The organism is Nocardioidaceae bacterium SCSIO 66511 (assembly GCA_023100825.1).
Lineage (GTDB): Bacteria > Actinomycetota > Actinomycetes > Propionibacteriales > Nocardioidaceae > Solicola.
In genome coordinates, this window is sequence record CP095846.1 from 3,930,600 (window position 1) to 3,946,380 (window position 15,781).

Annotated in this window: 14 protein-coding genes; 4 read left to right on the top strand and 10 right to left on the bottom strand. The window is 67.0% G+C overall.

The genetic code is table 11. The features are described 5' to 3' along the window. Positions 1-139 precede the first annotated feature (139 nt). Positions 140-1,267 (top strand): phosphoserine transaminase, encoded by a 1,128-nt coding sequence (gene serC, locus MU582_18680; protein UPK74439.1) that lies wholly within the window; start codon positions 140-142, stop codon positions 1,265-1,267. Between the two features lie 65 nt (positions 1,268-1,332). Here the strand turns inward: serC and MU582_18685 are convergent, their stop codons facing one another. The 3 genes from MU582_18685 to MU582_18695 all read right to left on the bottom strand — a co-directional run bounded on the left by MU582_18685 (position 1,333) and on the right by MU582_18695 (position 4,223). Next, complete coding sequence (locus MU582_18685; protein UPK74440.1) at positions 1,333-2,331, bottom strand: hypothetical protein; 999 nt, start codon at positions 2,329-2,331, stop codon at positions 1,333-1,335. A 114-nt stretch (positions 2,332-2,445) separates the two neighbouring features. After that, the gene (locus MU582_18690; GenBank protein UPK74441.1) at positions 2,446-3,783 is read right to left on the bottom strand and encodes an MFS transporter; all 1,338 of its coding nucleotides are present in this window, start codon (positions 3,781-3,783) and stop codon (positions 2,446-2,448) included. Next, complete coding sequence (locus tag MU582_18695) at positions 3,780-4,223, bottom strand: MarR family transcriptional regulator (GenBank protein UPK74442.1); 444 nt, start codon at positions 4,221-4,223, stop codon at positions 3,780-3,782. Before MU582_18695 ends, MU582_18690 begins: the two co-directional genes overlap by 4 nt. Positions 4,224-4,399: 176 nt before the next feature. On the opposite strand from MU582_18695, the gene MU582_18700 reads away from it, so the two are divergent. Further along, positions 4,400-5,539: a beta-lactamase family protein gene (locus MU582_18700; protein UPK74443.1), complete on the top strand. Its 1,140-nt coding sequence runs from the start codon at positions 4,400-4,402 to the stop codon at positions 5,537-5,539. 27 nt (positions 5,540-5,566) lie between these two features. On the opposite strand, the gene MU582_18705 is transcribed toward MU582_18700, so the two are convergent. Further along, positions 5,567-7,021 carry an NCS2 family permease gene (locus MU582_18705; protein ID UPK74444.1) on the bottom strand — a complete coding sequence of 485 codons (1,455 nt, stop codon included), beginning with the start codon at positions 7,019-7,021 and terminating at the stop codon, positions 5,567-5,569. A gap of 74 nt (positions 7,022-7,095) precedes the next feature. Between MU582_18705 and MU582_18710 the strand changes: the two genes are divergently transcribed. After that, entirely contained in the window at positions 7,096-7,494 is a 399-nt protein-coding gene (locus tag MU582_18710; protein ID UPK74445.1) for a DUF2530 domain-containing protein, read from the top strand. Between the two features lie 73 nt (positions 7,495-7,567). Here the strand turns inward: MU582_18710 and MU582_18715 are convergent, their stop codons facing one another. From MU582_18715 to MU582_18725, 3 genes are all read right to left on the bottom strand, one after another. Beyond that, positions 7,568-9,157 carry an MFS transporter gene (locus tag MU582_18715; GenBank protein UPK74446.1) on the bottom strand — a complete coding sequence of 530 codons (1,590 nt, stop codon included), beginning with the start codon at positions 9,155-9,157 and terminating at the stop codon, positions 7,568-7,570. After that, on the bottom strand, positions 9,154-9,660 hold the full coding sequence (locus MU582_18720; GenBank protein ID UPK74447.1) for a MarR family winged helix-turn-helix transcriptional regulator: 507 nt from the start codon (positions 9,658-9,660) through the stop codon (positions 9,154-9,156). The genes MU582_18715 and MU582_18720 overlap by 4 nt, the downstream gene beginning before the upstream one ends. 118 nt (positions 9,661-9,778) lie before the next feature. Next, entirely contained in the window at positions 9,779-10,561 is a 783-nt protein-coding gene (locus MU582_18725) for a DUF3027 domain-containing protein (protein ID UPK74448.1), read from the bottom strand. A gap of 111 nt (positions 10,562-10,672) precedes the next feature. Here MU582_18725 and MU582_18730 point away from each other — a divergent pair, with 111 nt between their 5' ends. Further along, positions 10,673-12,289 (top strand): MFS transporter, encoded by a 1,617-nt coding sequence (locus MU582_18730; GenBank protein UPK74449.1) that lies wholly within the window; start codon positions 10,673-10,675, stop codon positions 12,287-12,289. Positions 12,290-12,302: 13 nt separating this feature from the next. On the opposite strand, the gene MU582_18735 is transcribed toward MU582_18730, so the two are convergent. From MU582_18735 to MU582_18745, 3 genes are all read right to left on the bottom strand, one after another. Then, positions 12,303-12,698, bottom strand: a complete 396-nt coding sequence (locus tag MU582_18735) for a cold-shock protein (GenBank protein UPK74450.1) — start codon at positions 12,696-12,698, stop codon at positions 12,303-12,305. 69 nt (positions 12,699-12,767) lie between these two features. Then, a complete protein-coding gene (locus tag MU582_18740; GenBank protein ID UPK74451.1) occupies positions 12,768-14,069 on the bottom strand; it encodes a YihY/virulence factor BrkB family protein in 1,302 nt (433 codons plus the stop codon). 61 nt (positions 14,070-14,130) lie between these two features. Further along, on the bottom strand, positions 14,131-15,777 hold the full coding sequence (locus MU582_18745) for an AMP-binding protein (protein ID UPK74452.1): 1,647 nt from the start codon (positions 15,775-15,777) through the stop codon (positions 14,131-14,133). Positions 15,778-15,781 lie beyond the last annotated feature (4 nt).

Genomic DNA, 15,781 nt, shown 5'->3' on the forward strand with positions numbered 1-15,781 from the left:
CCCCGAGCTCTGGTGAGCTCGTCTCAATCTTGCGTACCAAGCGCACGGGCGTGTCATCGACACGGTGCGCCGTGTCTGCAGCCGCCAAGATTACGGGACGCTGGTGCCAGCGGCCAATTCGGCTTGCGACAATCGAGACATGACACCGCCGCACATCGCGATCCCGACCGCCCTGCTCCCCGCCGATGGACGCTTCGGATCCGGACCGTCCAAGGTCCGTACGGAGGCGGTCGACGCCCTGGCCGCGACGGGCACAATGCTTCTCGGCACGTCACATCGGCAGGCGCCCGTGCGAGACCTCGTCGGGCGGGTCCGCGAAGGCCTGCGCACCCTGCTCGGCGTACCCGACGACTACGCGGTCGTCCTCGGCGTCGGCGGCGCGACGGCGTTCTTCGACGCCGCGACGTTCGGGCTCGTTCGCGCGCGCAGCCAACACCTCGTGCACGGAGAGTTCACCTCGAAGTTCGCGACCGCCGTCTCGAAGACGCCGTTCCTCGACCCGCCGAGCGTGCTCGAGAGCGCACTCACGACGCATCCCACACCGAAGGCAGAGGTCGGCATCGACGTCTACGCGTGGGCGCACAACGAGACATCGACCGGCGTGATGTCACCCGTACACCCGGTGGCCGACGCCGACCCGGACGCCCTCGTGGTGATCGACGCGACCTCGGGCGCCGGTTCGCTGCCCGTTGACATCGCAGACACCGACGTCTACTTCTTCGCACCACAGAAGGTGTTCGCGTCCGACGGCGGACTCTGGCTGGCAACCATGTCACCGGCTGCCGTCGACCGAGTACGCGAGATCGAGGCGTCCGGAAGGTGGGTCCCGGCGTTCCTCGACCTCGTCGGCGCCATCGATAACTCGGCCAAGAACCAGACGTACAACACGCCGTCGCTCGCGTCGCTGTTCCTGATGGCCGAGCAGACCGACTGGATGCTCGACAACGGCGGCCTCGACTGGGCGGTCGACCGCGTGACCAGCTCGTCCACGTCCTTGTACGACTGGGCGGAGGCGTCCACGTACGCGGCGCCGTTCGTACCGAACCCCGTCGACCGCTCGCTCGTCGTCGGCACGATAGACCTCGACGGCGTCGACGCGAAACAGGTCAGCTCGGTGCTGAGAGCCAACGGTGTCGTCGACATCGACGGCTATCGGGGACTCGACCGCAACCAACTGCGCATAGCGATGTATCCGGCGGTCGAGCCCGATGATGTGGCCGCGCTCACCGCGTGCATCGACCACGTCGTCGAGCGCCTCACACGCTGAGCCGCACGTATATGCCCCATTTTCGGCGAAATCGGGGCTGAAACGTGCGGCCCAGCGGGGTGGTGTTACTGGCGGCGCCCGCTCCGGCGGGCTGCGATCACGATCCAGACGACGAGTACGAGGAGCAGAATCCCCAACCCGATAAGGATCTTGATGCCGAGGTCGAGCATCGACTCATCGTCGGCCGTACGCTCCGAAGCGCCGCTCTCGGACGACTTCGAGCCCGACTTCGGCTTCGCTTCGGGTGGCGGGGGCAGATCGACCCGCAGAATCGGTGACGGGAGACCCTCGGTTCCGATCAGGAACGACTTACCGTCGGGTTCGACCGCGAGAGACTCTCCTTGCCGCTGCGCGGGCAGCCCCGTCGACCAGGTCTCCTTCCAGGTCTTCGCGTCGTACGCGACCGCGTTGCCGTACGTACGCAGCACCACCCGCTCGCCGTTCGGCGTGAATTCGCCGTCGGTGACGATCCCTGGCGCACGCACTCCGCGGACCGGGCGGAGTACGTTCGGGCGGCCAGTACGCAAGCGCCTCGGCGCGCGGTACACCTGCCCGGAAACGAGTCCCTTGGACACGATCAGGATGCGCCGCGACTTCGGTGCGACCAGCACAGCCTCGGCATCCTGCGCGCCACCTCGATAGCGCAGCGGGTAACGCTCCGGCGTGACCGTTGAGTCGCCTCGGCCGGGTTCGGGCAACGCATACAACGCGATGTCGGTACGCACACCTGAGTTGTCGCCGATGTCGGCTACCCACAGAGTGCCGTCCGAACCCATGCCGAGCGCCTCTGTGTCGGCGAGGTCGTAACCGGACAACGTCGTCACGCCGACGACCTCGCCGCTGCCTCGATCGATCGCGTACACAGCGGCCGTGTTGTCGGAATCGTTGATCGTGTAGAGCAGCGACGGGTCGTCCACGCTGATGGCGAGACCGCTCGACTCCGCAATGCGCTCGTCGGTGATGGTCGTGACCCGCTCGGTGTCACCGCGGTCGCCAACAGCGTGAGCGGGAGCGACCGTCGCAATCAGTCCCGCAGCGATCGCGACGAGGGCCAGGCGTCTCATCGGCTGACCACGGAGGCCACCAACACCACGATCAGCAGGAGGACGAGCAACCCCGGGATCAGGAGTCGGCGGTAGCGCGGATGCACGAGGACAACGGTAGCCGCGGGCCGACGCTCAGTTGGAGGCGGCGTCGTTGGCCGCGGCGCGAACCTCCTGCTCGCGTACGCGCGCCCGGATGATGTCTGCGCGACTCGCGACCACCCAGGTCGGCCGCCGCCCGAACTTGGGGCGTACGACGAGTCCGGTGTGCCGGGTGAACAGCGCGATCGCCAGCAACGTACCGACGAGCGTGATCAGACCACCCGCGATGAGCGTCCAGCGGGCACCGAACACCTCGCCGATCCACCCGATGAACGGAGCTCCCAACGGCGTACCGCCGAGGAAGATCATCAGGTAGAGCGCAGACACCCGCCCGCGCATCTGTGGGTCGACCGACAACTGGATGGTCGCGTTCGCAGAGGTCACCATCGTCAGCGCCGTCAGCCCGAGGAGCGGCAGGATCACCGCGAACGTGAGGTACGTGGGCATCAGACCCGCCGCTACCTCGACGATTGCGAACGCGACGGCAGAGCCCACCACCAGCCGTTGGCGCGGGCGGGGTCGGCGCGCGGCGAGCAGCGCGCCCCCGAGCGACCCGATCGCCATGATCGAGCCGAGTAGTCCGTACTCCCCTGCGCCCTTGTCGAAGACCTCGGTCGCCATCAGCGCACTGGTCATCTGGAAGTTCATGCCGAACGTTCCGACGAAGAACACGGTCGCGAGGAGCAGCATAAGGTCAGGCCGGGATCGTACGTACCGGATGCCATCGCGGACAGCGCCCTTCGCGCGATCGGCAGGCTCGGAGGGATGTAGCTCGCGGGTGTCCAGGATCCGCAGGGAGTACAGCACCGCCAGGTAGCTCAACGCGTTGATGACGATCACCCAGCCGGTCGCCGCAGCGCCCGACCCGAGGGCCGCGATCATCACACCGGCGACGGCCGGACCGATCATCCGCCCGGAGTTGAACGACGCCGAGTTCAGACCCACGGCGTTCGACAGGTCGTCCGGGCCGACCATCTCGACGACGAAGGACTGTCGCGCCGGTGCGTCGAACGCCGTCGCGACGCCGAACGTGAACGCGAGAACGTAAACATGCCAAGGCACGGCGACACCGGTGATCGCGAGCACACCGAGCAGGGCGGCCGGGAGCGCCATCGCGATCTGGGTCATCGAGAGTACGGTGCGCTTCGGGAAGCGGTCGGCCACGAGGCCGGCGTACGGCGACATCAGCAAGGCGGGCAACAGCTGGAGCCCGGTGGTGATGCCGAGCGCGGTGCCACTGTTGTCTGTGAGTTGCAGAACCAGCCAGTCCTGGGCGACTCGCTGCATCCACGTACCGACATTGGAGATCAGGGCACCGGCCGCATAGATGCGGTAGTTGCGAATCGCCAGCGAACGGAAGGTGGGGCTCAAGCGGTCGCCAACCTCTCGAGGATGACGACGGCTTCGCGCAGCACCTCGCGTTCGGACGGCTCGAGCTCACGCAATCGCTTGCCCAGCCACGCGTCCCGGCGCTTACGCTCGGCCGCGAGCCATTCTTCGCCATCGTCGGAGATTTCCACGATGACCTGGCGGCCGTCGGTTGGGTGCGGTGAGCGTGTCACGTAGCCCATATCGGCCAGGCAGTTGACGATGCGCGTCATCGTCGGCGGGCGTACCTGCTCGGCTTCGGCCAGCGCGCCCGGCGTCATCGAGCCGAGCCGTCGTAGCGCACCGAGTACGGCTGCTTGGTTCGGAGTCAGATCCGAGCGCCGCTCCTTGCGGAGTCGACGGTTGAGACGTACGACCGCGGCGGCGAGAGCCTGCGCGAGCCCGATATCGGTACGTGCGAGCTTTGCGACGTGATCGGGCATGTCGTTAGCATAAGTCATTACCAATGCTAACGAAAAATCGCAGCCTGGTATTCCTGGTCACAGACCGCACGCCGCGCATCGGCACGAACAAGTGATCGGCAGGTGGAGTTACGCCCACCGCCGTCGGGGGATTGCGCCTACTGCTTCGACCTTTGTTCATACCTAGCGTTGCGGCCATGAGACTACGTAGATCGATCACCTGCCTGGCGTCGGCCGTCGCGGTTGCCGGCGTCCTCGGATCCGCACCCACGGCGACGCACGCTGCAGAGCCGACACCACCACTGTCTCGATCCGAGCTCCGGGAACACGCGCGGGAGATCGTCGCGAACGGCGCGCCGGGCGTGCAGGTCACGACGCGTGACGAGTACGGGGTCCGCAATGTCGTCGAGGGCGTCGGCAACCTTCGCAGACAGGAACCACCGCGAGTCGGCCGGCAGTTCCGGCTCGGGAGCGTCACGAAGTCGTTCACCGCCACGGTTGTGCTCAGCCTCGTCGACGACCGGCGGATCCGGCTCGACGCCCCGATCGCACGATACCTGCCGAACCTGCTGCCGTACCGCAGATCGATCACGGTACGGCAGCTGCTGGAGCACCGCAGCGGGTTGTTCGACTACAAGTCCGCCGTCTGGCCCAACGTGAAGGCCACCGCCGCATCGCGATTCCGGGACTACACACCGGCGGATCTCGTACGCATCGCGGCGCGGGAGCCCTTACAGTTCGCGCCCGGCGAGAGGTTCGAGTACTCCAACACGGACTACGTCGTACTCGGCATGCTCGTCGAGAAGGTCACCGGCAACGCGTATGAGCACGAACTGTGGCAACGCGTGCTGCGCCCAACGCACCTGCGAGACACGTACGTCCCGGGACACGACCCGCGGTTGCGTCGGCCGGCGGCTCGTGGCTATGAGGACGTCCGTTCGCAGGGCGGACTCACCGACCTCACCCGCTTCAACATGTCCGCTGCCTGGGCCAGCGGCGACCTCGTCTCGACAACCGCGGACGTCAACCGGTTCTACGACGCGCTACTCGACGGCCGCCTGCTGTCGCGGAAGATGCTCCATGCGATGAAGCAGTCCGGCCCCGCGTTCCCCGGCTTCGGGTACGGCCTCGGACTCGGGCACCTACAGAAGTGCGGCCAGCAGATCTGGGGACACGTCGGCGGAGTACCGGGTTACAACACCTTCGCATTCACCAACGACAGCACGAAACGCCAGATCACGATCATGGTCAATCGCAGCTTCACCCTCGACGACGAAGCCTCGGATGCGGCTCTAGCACTCGTCGCGGCCGAGTTCTGCGGCTCGTCGACGCGGTAGCGACGGCCGCACTCCTAATGGCCCGCACTAGCTGACCCAGTGGCGGACGGGTTCGATCGCGAAGTACAGCACGAACAACGCCGCGACGATCCACATCAGCGGGTGGACCGTACGTGCCTTGCCGCGGGCCACCTTGATCAGTACGAACGCGATGAAGCCCGCTCCGATACCGGCACTGATCGAGTACGCGAACGGCATCAGCGCGATCGTCAGGAAGGCTGGGATGGCGTACTCGACGTCGTCCCATGGGATGCCCTTGACCTGCACCATCATCAGGTAGCCGACGAGGACCAGCGCCGGTGTCGCGGCTTCGTTCGGGATCGCGCTCACCAACGGGGTGAAGAACGCAGCGAGCAGGAAGAGCAGTCCCGTCACGACGCTCGCCAAGCCCGTACGCGCGCCCTCACCGACACCCGAGGCCGACTCGATGTACGACGTGTTGCTCGAAACGCTCGACGCGCCGCCGGCGATGGCTGCAACGGAGTCGACGACGAGGATGCGCTGGGTGTTGACCGGCGTGCCCTTCTCGTCGTTCAGGCCCGCCTCGGCGCCGATCGCCGTCATGGTGCCCATCGTGTCGAAGAAGTCAGCGAGCAGCAGCGTGAAGATGAGCAGCAGGACGGTGACGAGCCCGGCCTCCTCGATCGATCCGAGCAGGTTGAACTCGCCGAACAACGCGAGGTCGGGCCAGTCGGCGATGTGATCGGGCCATTCGGGCACGTTGAGGTTCCACCCGCGCGAGTTCACCACCTCACCGTCGACGACGGTCGGGCCGACGTCGGCGATCGCCTCCACGATGACCGCAAGGACGGTGGTGGCGATGATGCCGATCAGGATCGCGCCGGGTACGCGGCGCGAGTACAGCGCGATCATCAACAACAGGCCGAGACAGAACACGAGCACCGGCCAGCCGGCGAGGGTGTTGTTCTCCTCCGGGAGACCGAGACCGATCGGCGGCGCAGCGAGCCCCGTGCTGCGTACGACACCGGCGTCGACCAGGCCGACCAACGTGATGAACAGACCGATGCCGACCGAGATCGCGGTCTTCAACGGGACCGGCACCGCCTCGAACACCGCCTTGCGGAATCCGGTCAGCACGAGGATGAGAATCACGATGCCCTCGATGACGACAAGCCCCATTGCGTCTGCCCAGGTCATCTGCTGTGCGACGGCGTACGCGAGGAACGCGTTCAGGCCGAGACCGGTCGCGAGGGCGAGCGGGAAGTTCGCGACAACACCCATCAAGATGGTGACGATGCCGGCCACCAGCGCCGTCGTGACCGCGACCAGCCCGAATGCCTGCCCGGCGTCACCGCCACCGATGTAACCGCCGTCGGCGTCGGGGACACCGGAAATGATGATCGGGTTGAGCACGATGATGTAGGCCATCGTGAAGAACGTGACGACGCCGCCGCGCACCTCGCGCCCGAGCGTCGACCCACGACGAGAGATCTGAAAGTACCGATCGAGACTGGCGATCATGTCGCTCCTGGTCAGGATTTGGGGGCGCGAGCCGTGCCGGACCCGCCGCCGTCGGGCAGCGGTAGCCTAGTGGGGTGAGTCATTCCGCGCAGCCCCCGGAGCCGTCGGGCAACCGCGACCGCGCGCGACGCGAGCGTCGGGCGCGGCGACACCAGCTCGGTCGCCCGGAGGTCACCGAGATCGAGGTCGGTCAGCGCACGTACGCGGTGGCAAGTGTCGATCCGCTCGATGTCGACGGCGTGCGTACGGTCACGGTCGGCACCGTGCTGTGGCTCGTGGCGTTCCTTGCGCTGCTGCCGTTCGTGGGCCCTCTGCGCGACTCGGGGAACATCTGGTGGCTGTGGACTTGCCTCGCCGGCTTCGGCCTCGGCCTGATCGGCATCGAGTACTGCCGTCGTCGGCGCCACGCGCTCCAGCTCGACGCCGGCCTTCGCGACGCGGAGACGTCGCCATTCGGCGCCGCCGGCTCCTGACGTAGCCGACGAGTCCTCATGCAAAGAGGGCCCCGGTGGCCGCCGGAGCCCTCTTCACGTGTTGTGCCGGTGGTTACCCGACGTTCTCCGCCTCGACCTTCTCGTCGTCGTACTTGCGTACGGTGAGGCGCAGCGGCACCTCGCGGATCGTGACGACCGCGATAAGGCTGACCACCGCGACAGCCGCGGCGATCAGGAAGATGCGCCCCGTTGCATCGGCGTACGACGCGCGGATCACGTCGACGACCGGCGCCGGCAGATGCTCGAGGTCGAGCAGGCTGGTCGAGCCGCCCCCCGAGGCCTTACTGGGGTCGACGCCCAGATCTGCGAGTCCGGAGGCGATCTTGTCGGACACGCGCGATGCGAGTACCGCGCCCAACACCGACACTCCGATCGCGCCGCCGAGCGACCGGAAGAACGCCACTGCGCCGCTGGCCGCACCGACCTCCGTCACGTCGACGGTGTTCTGTACCGCTAGGACGAGGTTCTGCATCATCATGCCCATGCCGAGGCCCATCAGGACCATGAAGACGCTCATGTGCCAGATCGGCGTCGAGTGGTCGATGGTGCCGAGCATGGTGAGCCCGCTGATCAGCAGGATGCTGCCACCGACCAGGAAGCGCTTCCACTTGCCCGTACGGGTGATGATCGCGCCTGCGCCGGTCGTACCGACGAACGAGCCGAGCATCATCGGCACCATCAGCAGACCGGCCTCGGTCGGGCTGTAGCCCTGCGCGATCTGGAAGAACTGACCGAGGAACACCGAGCTACCGAACATCGCGATGCCGACCGCGACGCTCGCGACGATCGCGAGTGCGGTCGTACGCTCCTTGATCACCCACAACGGGACGAGCGGCTCCGGATGCTTGCTCTCGACGAGGATCGCGAGGGCGGCGGCAACGAGGCTCCCGCCGACGAACAGCGCGGACTCGACGCTCATCCAGTCGAAGCTCTCGCCGGCGAACGACACCCAGACGAGCGGCAGGCTCGCGGCGATCGAGATCAGAAGGGCGCCGACGTAGTCGATGCGTACCTCGCGCTTGATGGTCTCGATGTGCAGGTAGCGCTGCAGGACGACGAGGCTGACCACGGCCAAGGGCACGCAGACGTAGAAGCACCAGCGCCAGCCGAGCCAGCTCGTGTCGACGATGACACCGCCGATGAGCGGGCCGCTGATCGTCGCGAGCGCCATCGTGGCACCCATGTAGCCGCTGTATCGCCCGCGGTCGCGGGGCGGGATGACCGACCCGATGATCGACTGTGCGAGCGCGGTCAGACCACCCATGCCGAGGCCCTGCAGTGCGCGACAGGCCAACAGCTCGGGGACGTTCTGCGACATTCCGGCGAAGATCGAGCCGATGACGAAGGTGATGATCGCGAGCTGGACGAGCAGCTTCTTGTTGAACAGGTCGGACAGCTTCGCCCAGATCGGGGTCGAGACCGTCATGGCGAGCAGCGAGATGGTGACGACCCAGGTGTACTGGGTCTGACTGCCATCAAGGTCACCGATGATCGTGGGCAGCGCGTTGGACACGATCGTCGAGCTGACGATCGCAGTGAACAACGCCGCGAGCAGTCCGACGAGCACCTCGAGGATCTCCCGGTGCGTCATCTCCGGCTCGCGCGCACCGCTCGGTGTCGGCGCTGTCGATGCAGAGGTCATGAGTCCTTCTCGTCGTGATGGTCGTGAATGAGCGTGGTCGCCACGTCCGTGAGGACGACCGCGGCAGTTCGGATTTGGTCATCGCTCCAGTCGTCGAAACGATCGGCGAGGAAGCGGGAGTACGCGCGGTCGAACTCCGCCAGCTGCTCACGCCCCGAGCCGGTGATGACGAGCAGGGATGCGCGAGCGTCGGCCGGATCCGTGCGACGCTCGACGTAGCCGCGTTCGACCAGGCAACCGACCTGGCGGCTGACGACCGAGGCATCGATGCCGTATTCGAGGGCGATGTCTCCGGCGCGGGAGTCGCCATGGGTGGTGAGGTAGCGCAACAGCGCTGCGTCCGTACGTCGCAGGGAGGTTTCGAGCCGGTCGAACTGGCGCACGCTCGCCCGCATGGCACGGCTGAACAGCGTCATCGCCTCGAGCAGCGGCGGCGAGCTCGGCTCAGCGGGCACGCTCGACTCGGGAGCGGGATTCGGCACTGTGGTAGCGGTTGCAGACATCGGCATTCCAGGGACGATTACTTGGTTTCCGCAAGCAACCGTACAACGTGTGTGTGTAGCAACCAAATGATTGTGGGGCGGCACACATCCGGACTCGTCCGGTGCGGGGTCGCTCGGGCTAGAAGAGCTCGAGGTCGTCGACGCCGACGGTGTCGACGACCGGCTCCGGCAGCGTACGTGAGGCGGCGGAGCGCGAGAGTCTGGTCTTCGAATGCGCGCCGCAGCCGTGGTCGAGGGAGACCACGCGGCCGTCGTCGTTGGCGAGGCCGTTGGCGCATACGCCGAATGCCGTGCCGAGGGGGCCGGACATCGAGACCATGAACCCGCACGTGCGGCAATGGTGCGGCGCCTGGCGCGTCAGTTCGTTGTCGGGGCCCTGCGGGCCGGCGTTCCAACGATCCGCGGCTTGATCTCGACCCTCGAGCGAAAGCACCCGTTTGCGGCCGAGACCGACCTCGTCGGCGACCGGACGTACGGAGGTGGGATCGACGAGGCCGTCGACGGCAGGATCGCCCGCCGACCAACCGGGTACGAGCCGAATATCGTCGTCATCGGGCGGGAGCAGGTCTCCCGGGCTCATATCGCCGGGTTGTACGCGCTCGCGGTACGGAGTCCAGTCGGGTGCAACGATCGCGTCGGCGCCGGGCAGCAGCACGATCTCGTTGACGGTCACCGAACGCTGGCGTGGCGCCCTGGTCACGGTCACCGACCAGTGCCAACCGCGGTAGCCGCGACGCCTGCAGGCGAACACATGCGAAACCGTGCGCTCACCCTCTGCGCGTACGCCCTCATGGTCGCCGACGTCGACGGATCCGACGGCCTCGACGAGCGCAGCGCGGGCCGCTTCGACGGCGTTGGCGCCGACGGAGTCGGGACGGGGCGTACGTACTGTGGGTGCCACGACACCGATTCTCTCGTACGAGCATCCGCTAGCGCCAACCGGCCGCGACTTCGCGGGTTCTCGTGCGGAGGCGCCGCAAGGTCGTCTGCGGTGTGCGGCAGGATATGAGCCGTGGAGCCGCCGAACGAACCACCGCCGCAGGGCAGCCCGGGTCCCCCGCCCGGCGAGCCCGAGCAGGGGCGTGCAGCAAGAGCGGCGCAGTCGACGGGCCGTGCGGCGCAGGCCGTCGGGCGCGGTGGCCGGTTCGCCGTACGAAAGGCCCGCAAGCTCACCCACGCACAGGGCGCCGGTGAGTCGGGGCTGTCTCGGCTGCTCGAGTTACACGCGTTCAACACCGGCGGCGACGCGGCGGTTGCGGTCGCCCTCGCGGGCACGTTGTTCTTCGCCGGCGCGACGAGCGAGGCGCGCACCGACGTCGCGTGGTTCCTGCTCCTGACGATGCTGCCGTTCGCCATCGTCGCGCCGCTGATCGGGCCGTTCCTCGACCGCTTCCGCCGCGGTCGCCGCTGGGCGATCGGCGGCACGATGGCGATCCGGGCATTCTGCTGCTGGATCCTCGCCGGCGCCGTCGCCGACGAGTCGACTGCGACGCTCTACCCGGCTGCGCTCGGCGTACTCGTCGCGTCGAAGGCGTACGGCGTGACCCGGGCCTCTGCCGTCCCTCGCCTGCTGCCGCCGCAGATCACCCTCGTCAAGGCGAACTCCCGCATCTCGCTCACGGGCACGGCCGGCGCGATGTTGTCCGGCCCGCTCGCGGCCGGCACCGCGCTGATCGGCGCCGAGTGGACCTGCCGGTACGCCTTCGTGCTGTTCACGATCGCCACGATCCTCGCGATCCTGCTGCCCGAACGCGTCGACTCGTCCGAGGGCGAGGAGCAGGTCGGCATGGCGTCGATGAGCGGCGCCAAGAATCGCGGTCCCGCCATCGCCCCGAGCGTCGTGCGGGCGCTTCGCGGCAACGCGGGCTTGCGGTTCCTGATCGGGTTCATGTTGATGTACATGGCGTTCGTGCTGCGCAACCCCACCTTCGACGGGTGGGAGAGCACGACCGAGACGACCATCCTGCTCGGTGCCGTGCTGGGTTCGCTCGGCGGCGGCCAGACCGTCGGCACGCTGATCGCGTCCTTCGTACGCTCGCGTCCGCCCGAGGCGGTCATCCTCGTGGTGATGGTCTTCGAGGTGAGCGTGCTCGTCGTCTGCACCGTGCTCTTCTCGATCCCCGCGGCGATCCTGCTCGCCCTCACGGTCGGTGTCTGCGGATCACTGGGAAAACTGAGCCTCGACGCGTTGATCCAGCGCGATATCGCCGAAGACGTGCGTACCAGCGTGTTCGCCCGCTCCGAGACGCTGATGCAGCTGTCGTGGGTCGTCGGCGGGTTCGTCGGCATCCTCGCGCCGCTCGACCCCCCGCGTGTCGGCCTGACCATCGCGTCGATCTGCGTCGTCGTGTGGAGCGGGTTCGTGTTGTACGCGCGGTTCTCCTCGAAACGGTCAGCTCATCCGTCGGCGCAGCCCGACCCGAACCCGACTCGGCGCGAGTCCCGGCCCGATGACGCCACCCGCCACTATCCACAGCCGCGGCCCGCCCAACCGGACGACCCGACGATCGCCAACGACGCGGTACCCGCCGACGACCCCACCATTCGCAGTCGGCGCGCTCCGTACGATCAGGAGCGGCCGCCCGAACCGCCGCCACCGCCTCGCACCGAGCCGCCGTACAACTCCTGACCGCGAGCTGGCGTTAGGAGTCCAGCTGGTCGGCGAGTGCGCGCAGCAGCGACGCGGTCGGCTTGGCGGTACGCGAGTCAGGGTGGCGGCCGTGACGGTAGCCCTCCCCGAGGCCGTCGAGCAGACCGATGAGGTCCTCGACGATGACCACCATCTCCTCGGGCGGCTTGCGGCTCGCCCGTGCCTTCGCCTTCGCGACCGACGGCGGCTTGTCGAGCAGCCGCACCTGCAGCGCCTGGTCACCCTTGCGACCCTGCACGATGCCGAACTCGACGCGCGTACCCGACTTGATCGTCGTCACTCCGGACGGCAGCGCGTCGGCGCGGACGAAGACGTCGCCGCCCTCGTCCTTGCTGAGAAAGCCGAAGCCCTTGTCGGCGTCGTACCACTTCACCTTGCCAGTGGGCACGGGTGGCCTTTCGTCGAATACGGATAGGTCCCCCAAGCCTAGTGCCCCGACCCGCGCTTGTTCATCCGGTTACGACGCGTTGCCGTCGCGCCACGCGTCCTCGCGTCGGCCGGCGAAGCCATTGGGGTCGGCGGGCGCTTCGAGAGTCGGATCCGGGTCATCGGGTACGGAGAAGGCGTCCGGCGGGTTCTCATCGACCGGCTGAACCGCCGTCGGAGCGTCCGGCGGCGGTGCATCGGGAGTCGGGTCGTCATCGGCCGACACGTCCGCGCCGAAGGTCGTGTCCGGCGACATGTCGTCCTCCGGCACCTCGCCGGGTTCCGGAAACGTGTCATGGTCGGAGACACCCCCGTCAGCCGAGTCCGGCGGCGCGGGTTTGAACGCCGTCTTACGCGGCGGCCGCCGCTCGAAGCGGACATCGACCACTTCGTACCCCTTGTGCCGCTGCGCGCGTACGTAACCGGCGTACGCCCGCTTGTCGGCCTCGGTCAGATCGACATGGTCGGTGAACGGCGTGAGCAGCGCCCGCGGGTAGAGGCGCTTCGCGAGCACGACGTTGATCTCGATGCCGAACACCACGATGAACGAGCCGATGTAGATCAGGCCGATCAGCCCGAGGACCAGCGCGAACGTACCGTTGACCTCGCTCGCGCCCTGCAGCACCTCGCGTACGTAGACCTCACCGCCCTGCTGCAGGTAGTGCCACATCACGGCGACGGCGATCGCTCCCGGCGCCGCGCTGCGGAAGCGATGGTCGTACGCCGACGCGAGTCGGAACATCGCGGTGAAGATCAAGGCGAACAGCACCGTGGTCCCGAACGGGATCACCCAGCTCGGCAATGCCTGCATCCGACTGCCCACGACATCGGAGTTGCGGGCGAAGGCGGACCCGATCGCCGTCGCTATCAGCGCGGCACCGGCGATCATGAGGAGGACGACGCTCTTCAACCGCGACATGATCGGATTCGGGCGGGCGTTGCGCGGCACGGCCCACGCGACGTTGATCGCGTGTTGTCCGGCCTGAGCGACACCGAGCGAACCGTACAGCGCGACGAGGAGTCCGATGACGACCGATGCGGTGCTACCGCTGAGCTCGTCGGGCTGACCAAGCCGGTCTCCGATGATCGGAAATTGGCTGAGCGCGGAGTTGAAGATCTCGTCACGTAGCGCGTCGTTGCCCTGGATGAACAGCCCGAGCAGCGACGTGCCGAGCAGCAGGATCGGGAAGATCGCGATGAACGCGTAGTACGTCATCATCGCGGCGAGATAGTTTCCCTGGTCGTCGCCGAACTTGTAGATGACGGCGATCGGATAGCCGATCACGGCATGGCGGCGCTGAAAGCCGTCGATGCGCTCCGTCACTGTAGACACGCAGACACGCTATCTGCTATGCCCGCATCCCTGCCGGGTACGCGCCCGTAGGCGCGACGCTTCAGGCCGTGGCGCCTGCCGCTCCTGCATCGAGACCGAGGCGCTCGACCGACTCCTTGCGCATCTGCACCTTGCGCACCTTGCCGGTCACGGTCATCGGGAACTCGTCGACGACAAGCACGTACTTCGGGATCTTGTGCCGCGCCAACTTGCCTTCGCAGAACGCCGCAAGTCCGTCGGCGTCGATCTCCGCAGCGCCTTCGCGCAGTTGCAGCCAGGCGCACAGCTCCTCGCCGTAGCGCTCATCCGGTACGCCGACGATCTGGACGTCTGCGATGTCGGGATGGGTGTAGAGAAACTCCTCGATCTCGCGGGGGTAGAGGTTCTCGCCGCCACGGATCACCATGTCCTTGATTCGACCGACGATGTTGACGTACCCGTCGTCACGCATCTCGGCGAGATCGCCCGTGTGCATCCAGCGAGCAGCGTCGATCGTCTCTCGCGTCTTGTCGAGGTCGTCCCAGTAGCCGAGCATCACCGAATAGCCGCGCGTACAGAACTCGCCCGGCGTACCTCGATCGACAGTCAGGCCCGTGACTGGGTCGATGATCTTGACTTCGACATGCGGATGCACGCGGCCGACAGTGGCCGTACGCCGTTCCACATCGTCGTCGGGTCGGGTCTGCATGGACACGGGAGAGGTCTCGGTCATGCCGTACGCGATGGAGACCTGCTCCATGTGCATATCGGTCATGCAGCGCTTCATCACCTCGACCGGACACGGCGAGCCCGCCATGATGCCCGTACGCAGAGTCGACAGATCGTACGACGCGAAGTCGGGATGGTTCAGCTCGGCGATGAACATCGTGGGCACGCCGTACAGCGCAGTGCAGCGTTCGTCCTGTACGGACTGCAACGTGACCGCCGGGTCGAATGCCGGCGCCGGGATGACCATCGCGGCGCCGTGCGTCGTGCAGCCGAGGTTGGCCATCACCATGCCGAAGCAGTGATAGAAGGGCACGGGAATGCACAACCGATCCTGCTCGGTGAACTCGATCGTCTCGGTCACGAAGAACCCGTTGTTCAGGATGTTGTGGTGGCTGAGCGTCGCGCCCTTCGGGTAACCGGTCGTGCCGGAGGTGTACTGGATGTTGATCGGGTCGTCGGCGCTGAGCTCGCCCATCCGTTTGCGCAACGCCGCACGATCGTGCCGCTCCCCCGCGGCGACGAGATCGGCCCAGTCGTCCCCGCCGATGTGGATCACCGTCTCGAGATGGTGGCACTCGGGGCGCACCTGCTCGACCATCGACGCATAATCGCTCGTCTTGAACTGCGTCGCCGTGATGAGCATCCGCATACCCGACTGGTTGATCGCGTACGACAACTCATGGGTGCGGTACGCCGGGTTGACGTTGACCAGGATCGCGCCGACCTTCGCCGTCGCGTACTGCGCGATCGTCCACTCGGCACAGTTGGGCGACCAGATGCCGATGCGGTCGCCTTTGGCGATGCCGCGGGCGAGCAGGCCGAGCGCGAAGGCGTCGACGTCTGCGTCGAATTCCGCGTACGTCCAGCGTCGCCCTGACTCGACCTCGATCAACGCCTCACGCGCACCATGCGCGGCGACGGTGCGCTCGAGGTTGTGGCCGATGGTGTCGCCGAGAAGCGGCAGTTCGGAGGTTCCGGAGACGTACGAAGGCTCGCTCATACGC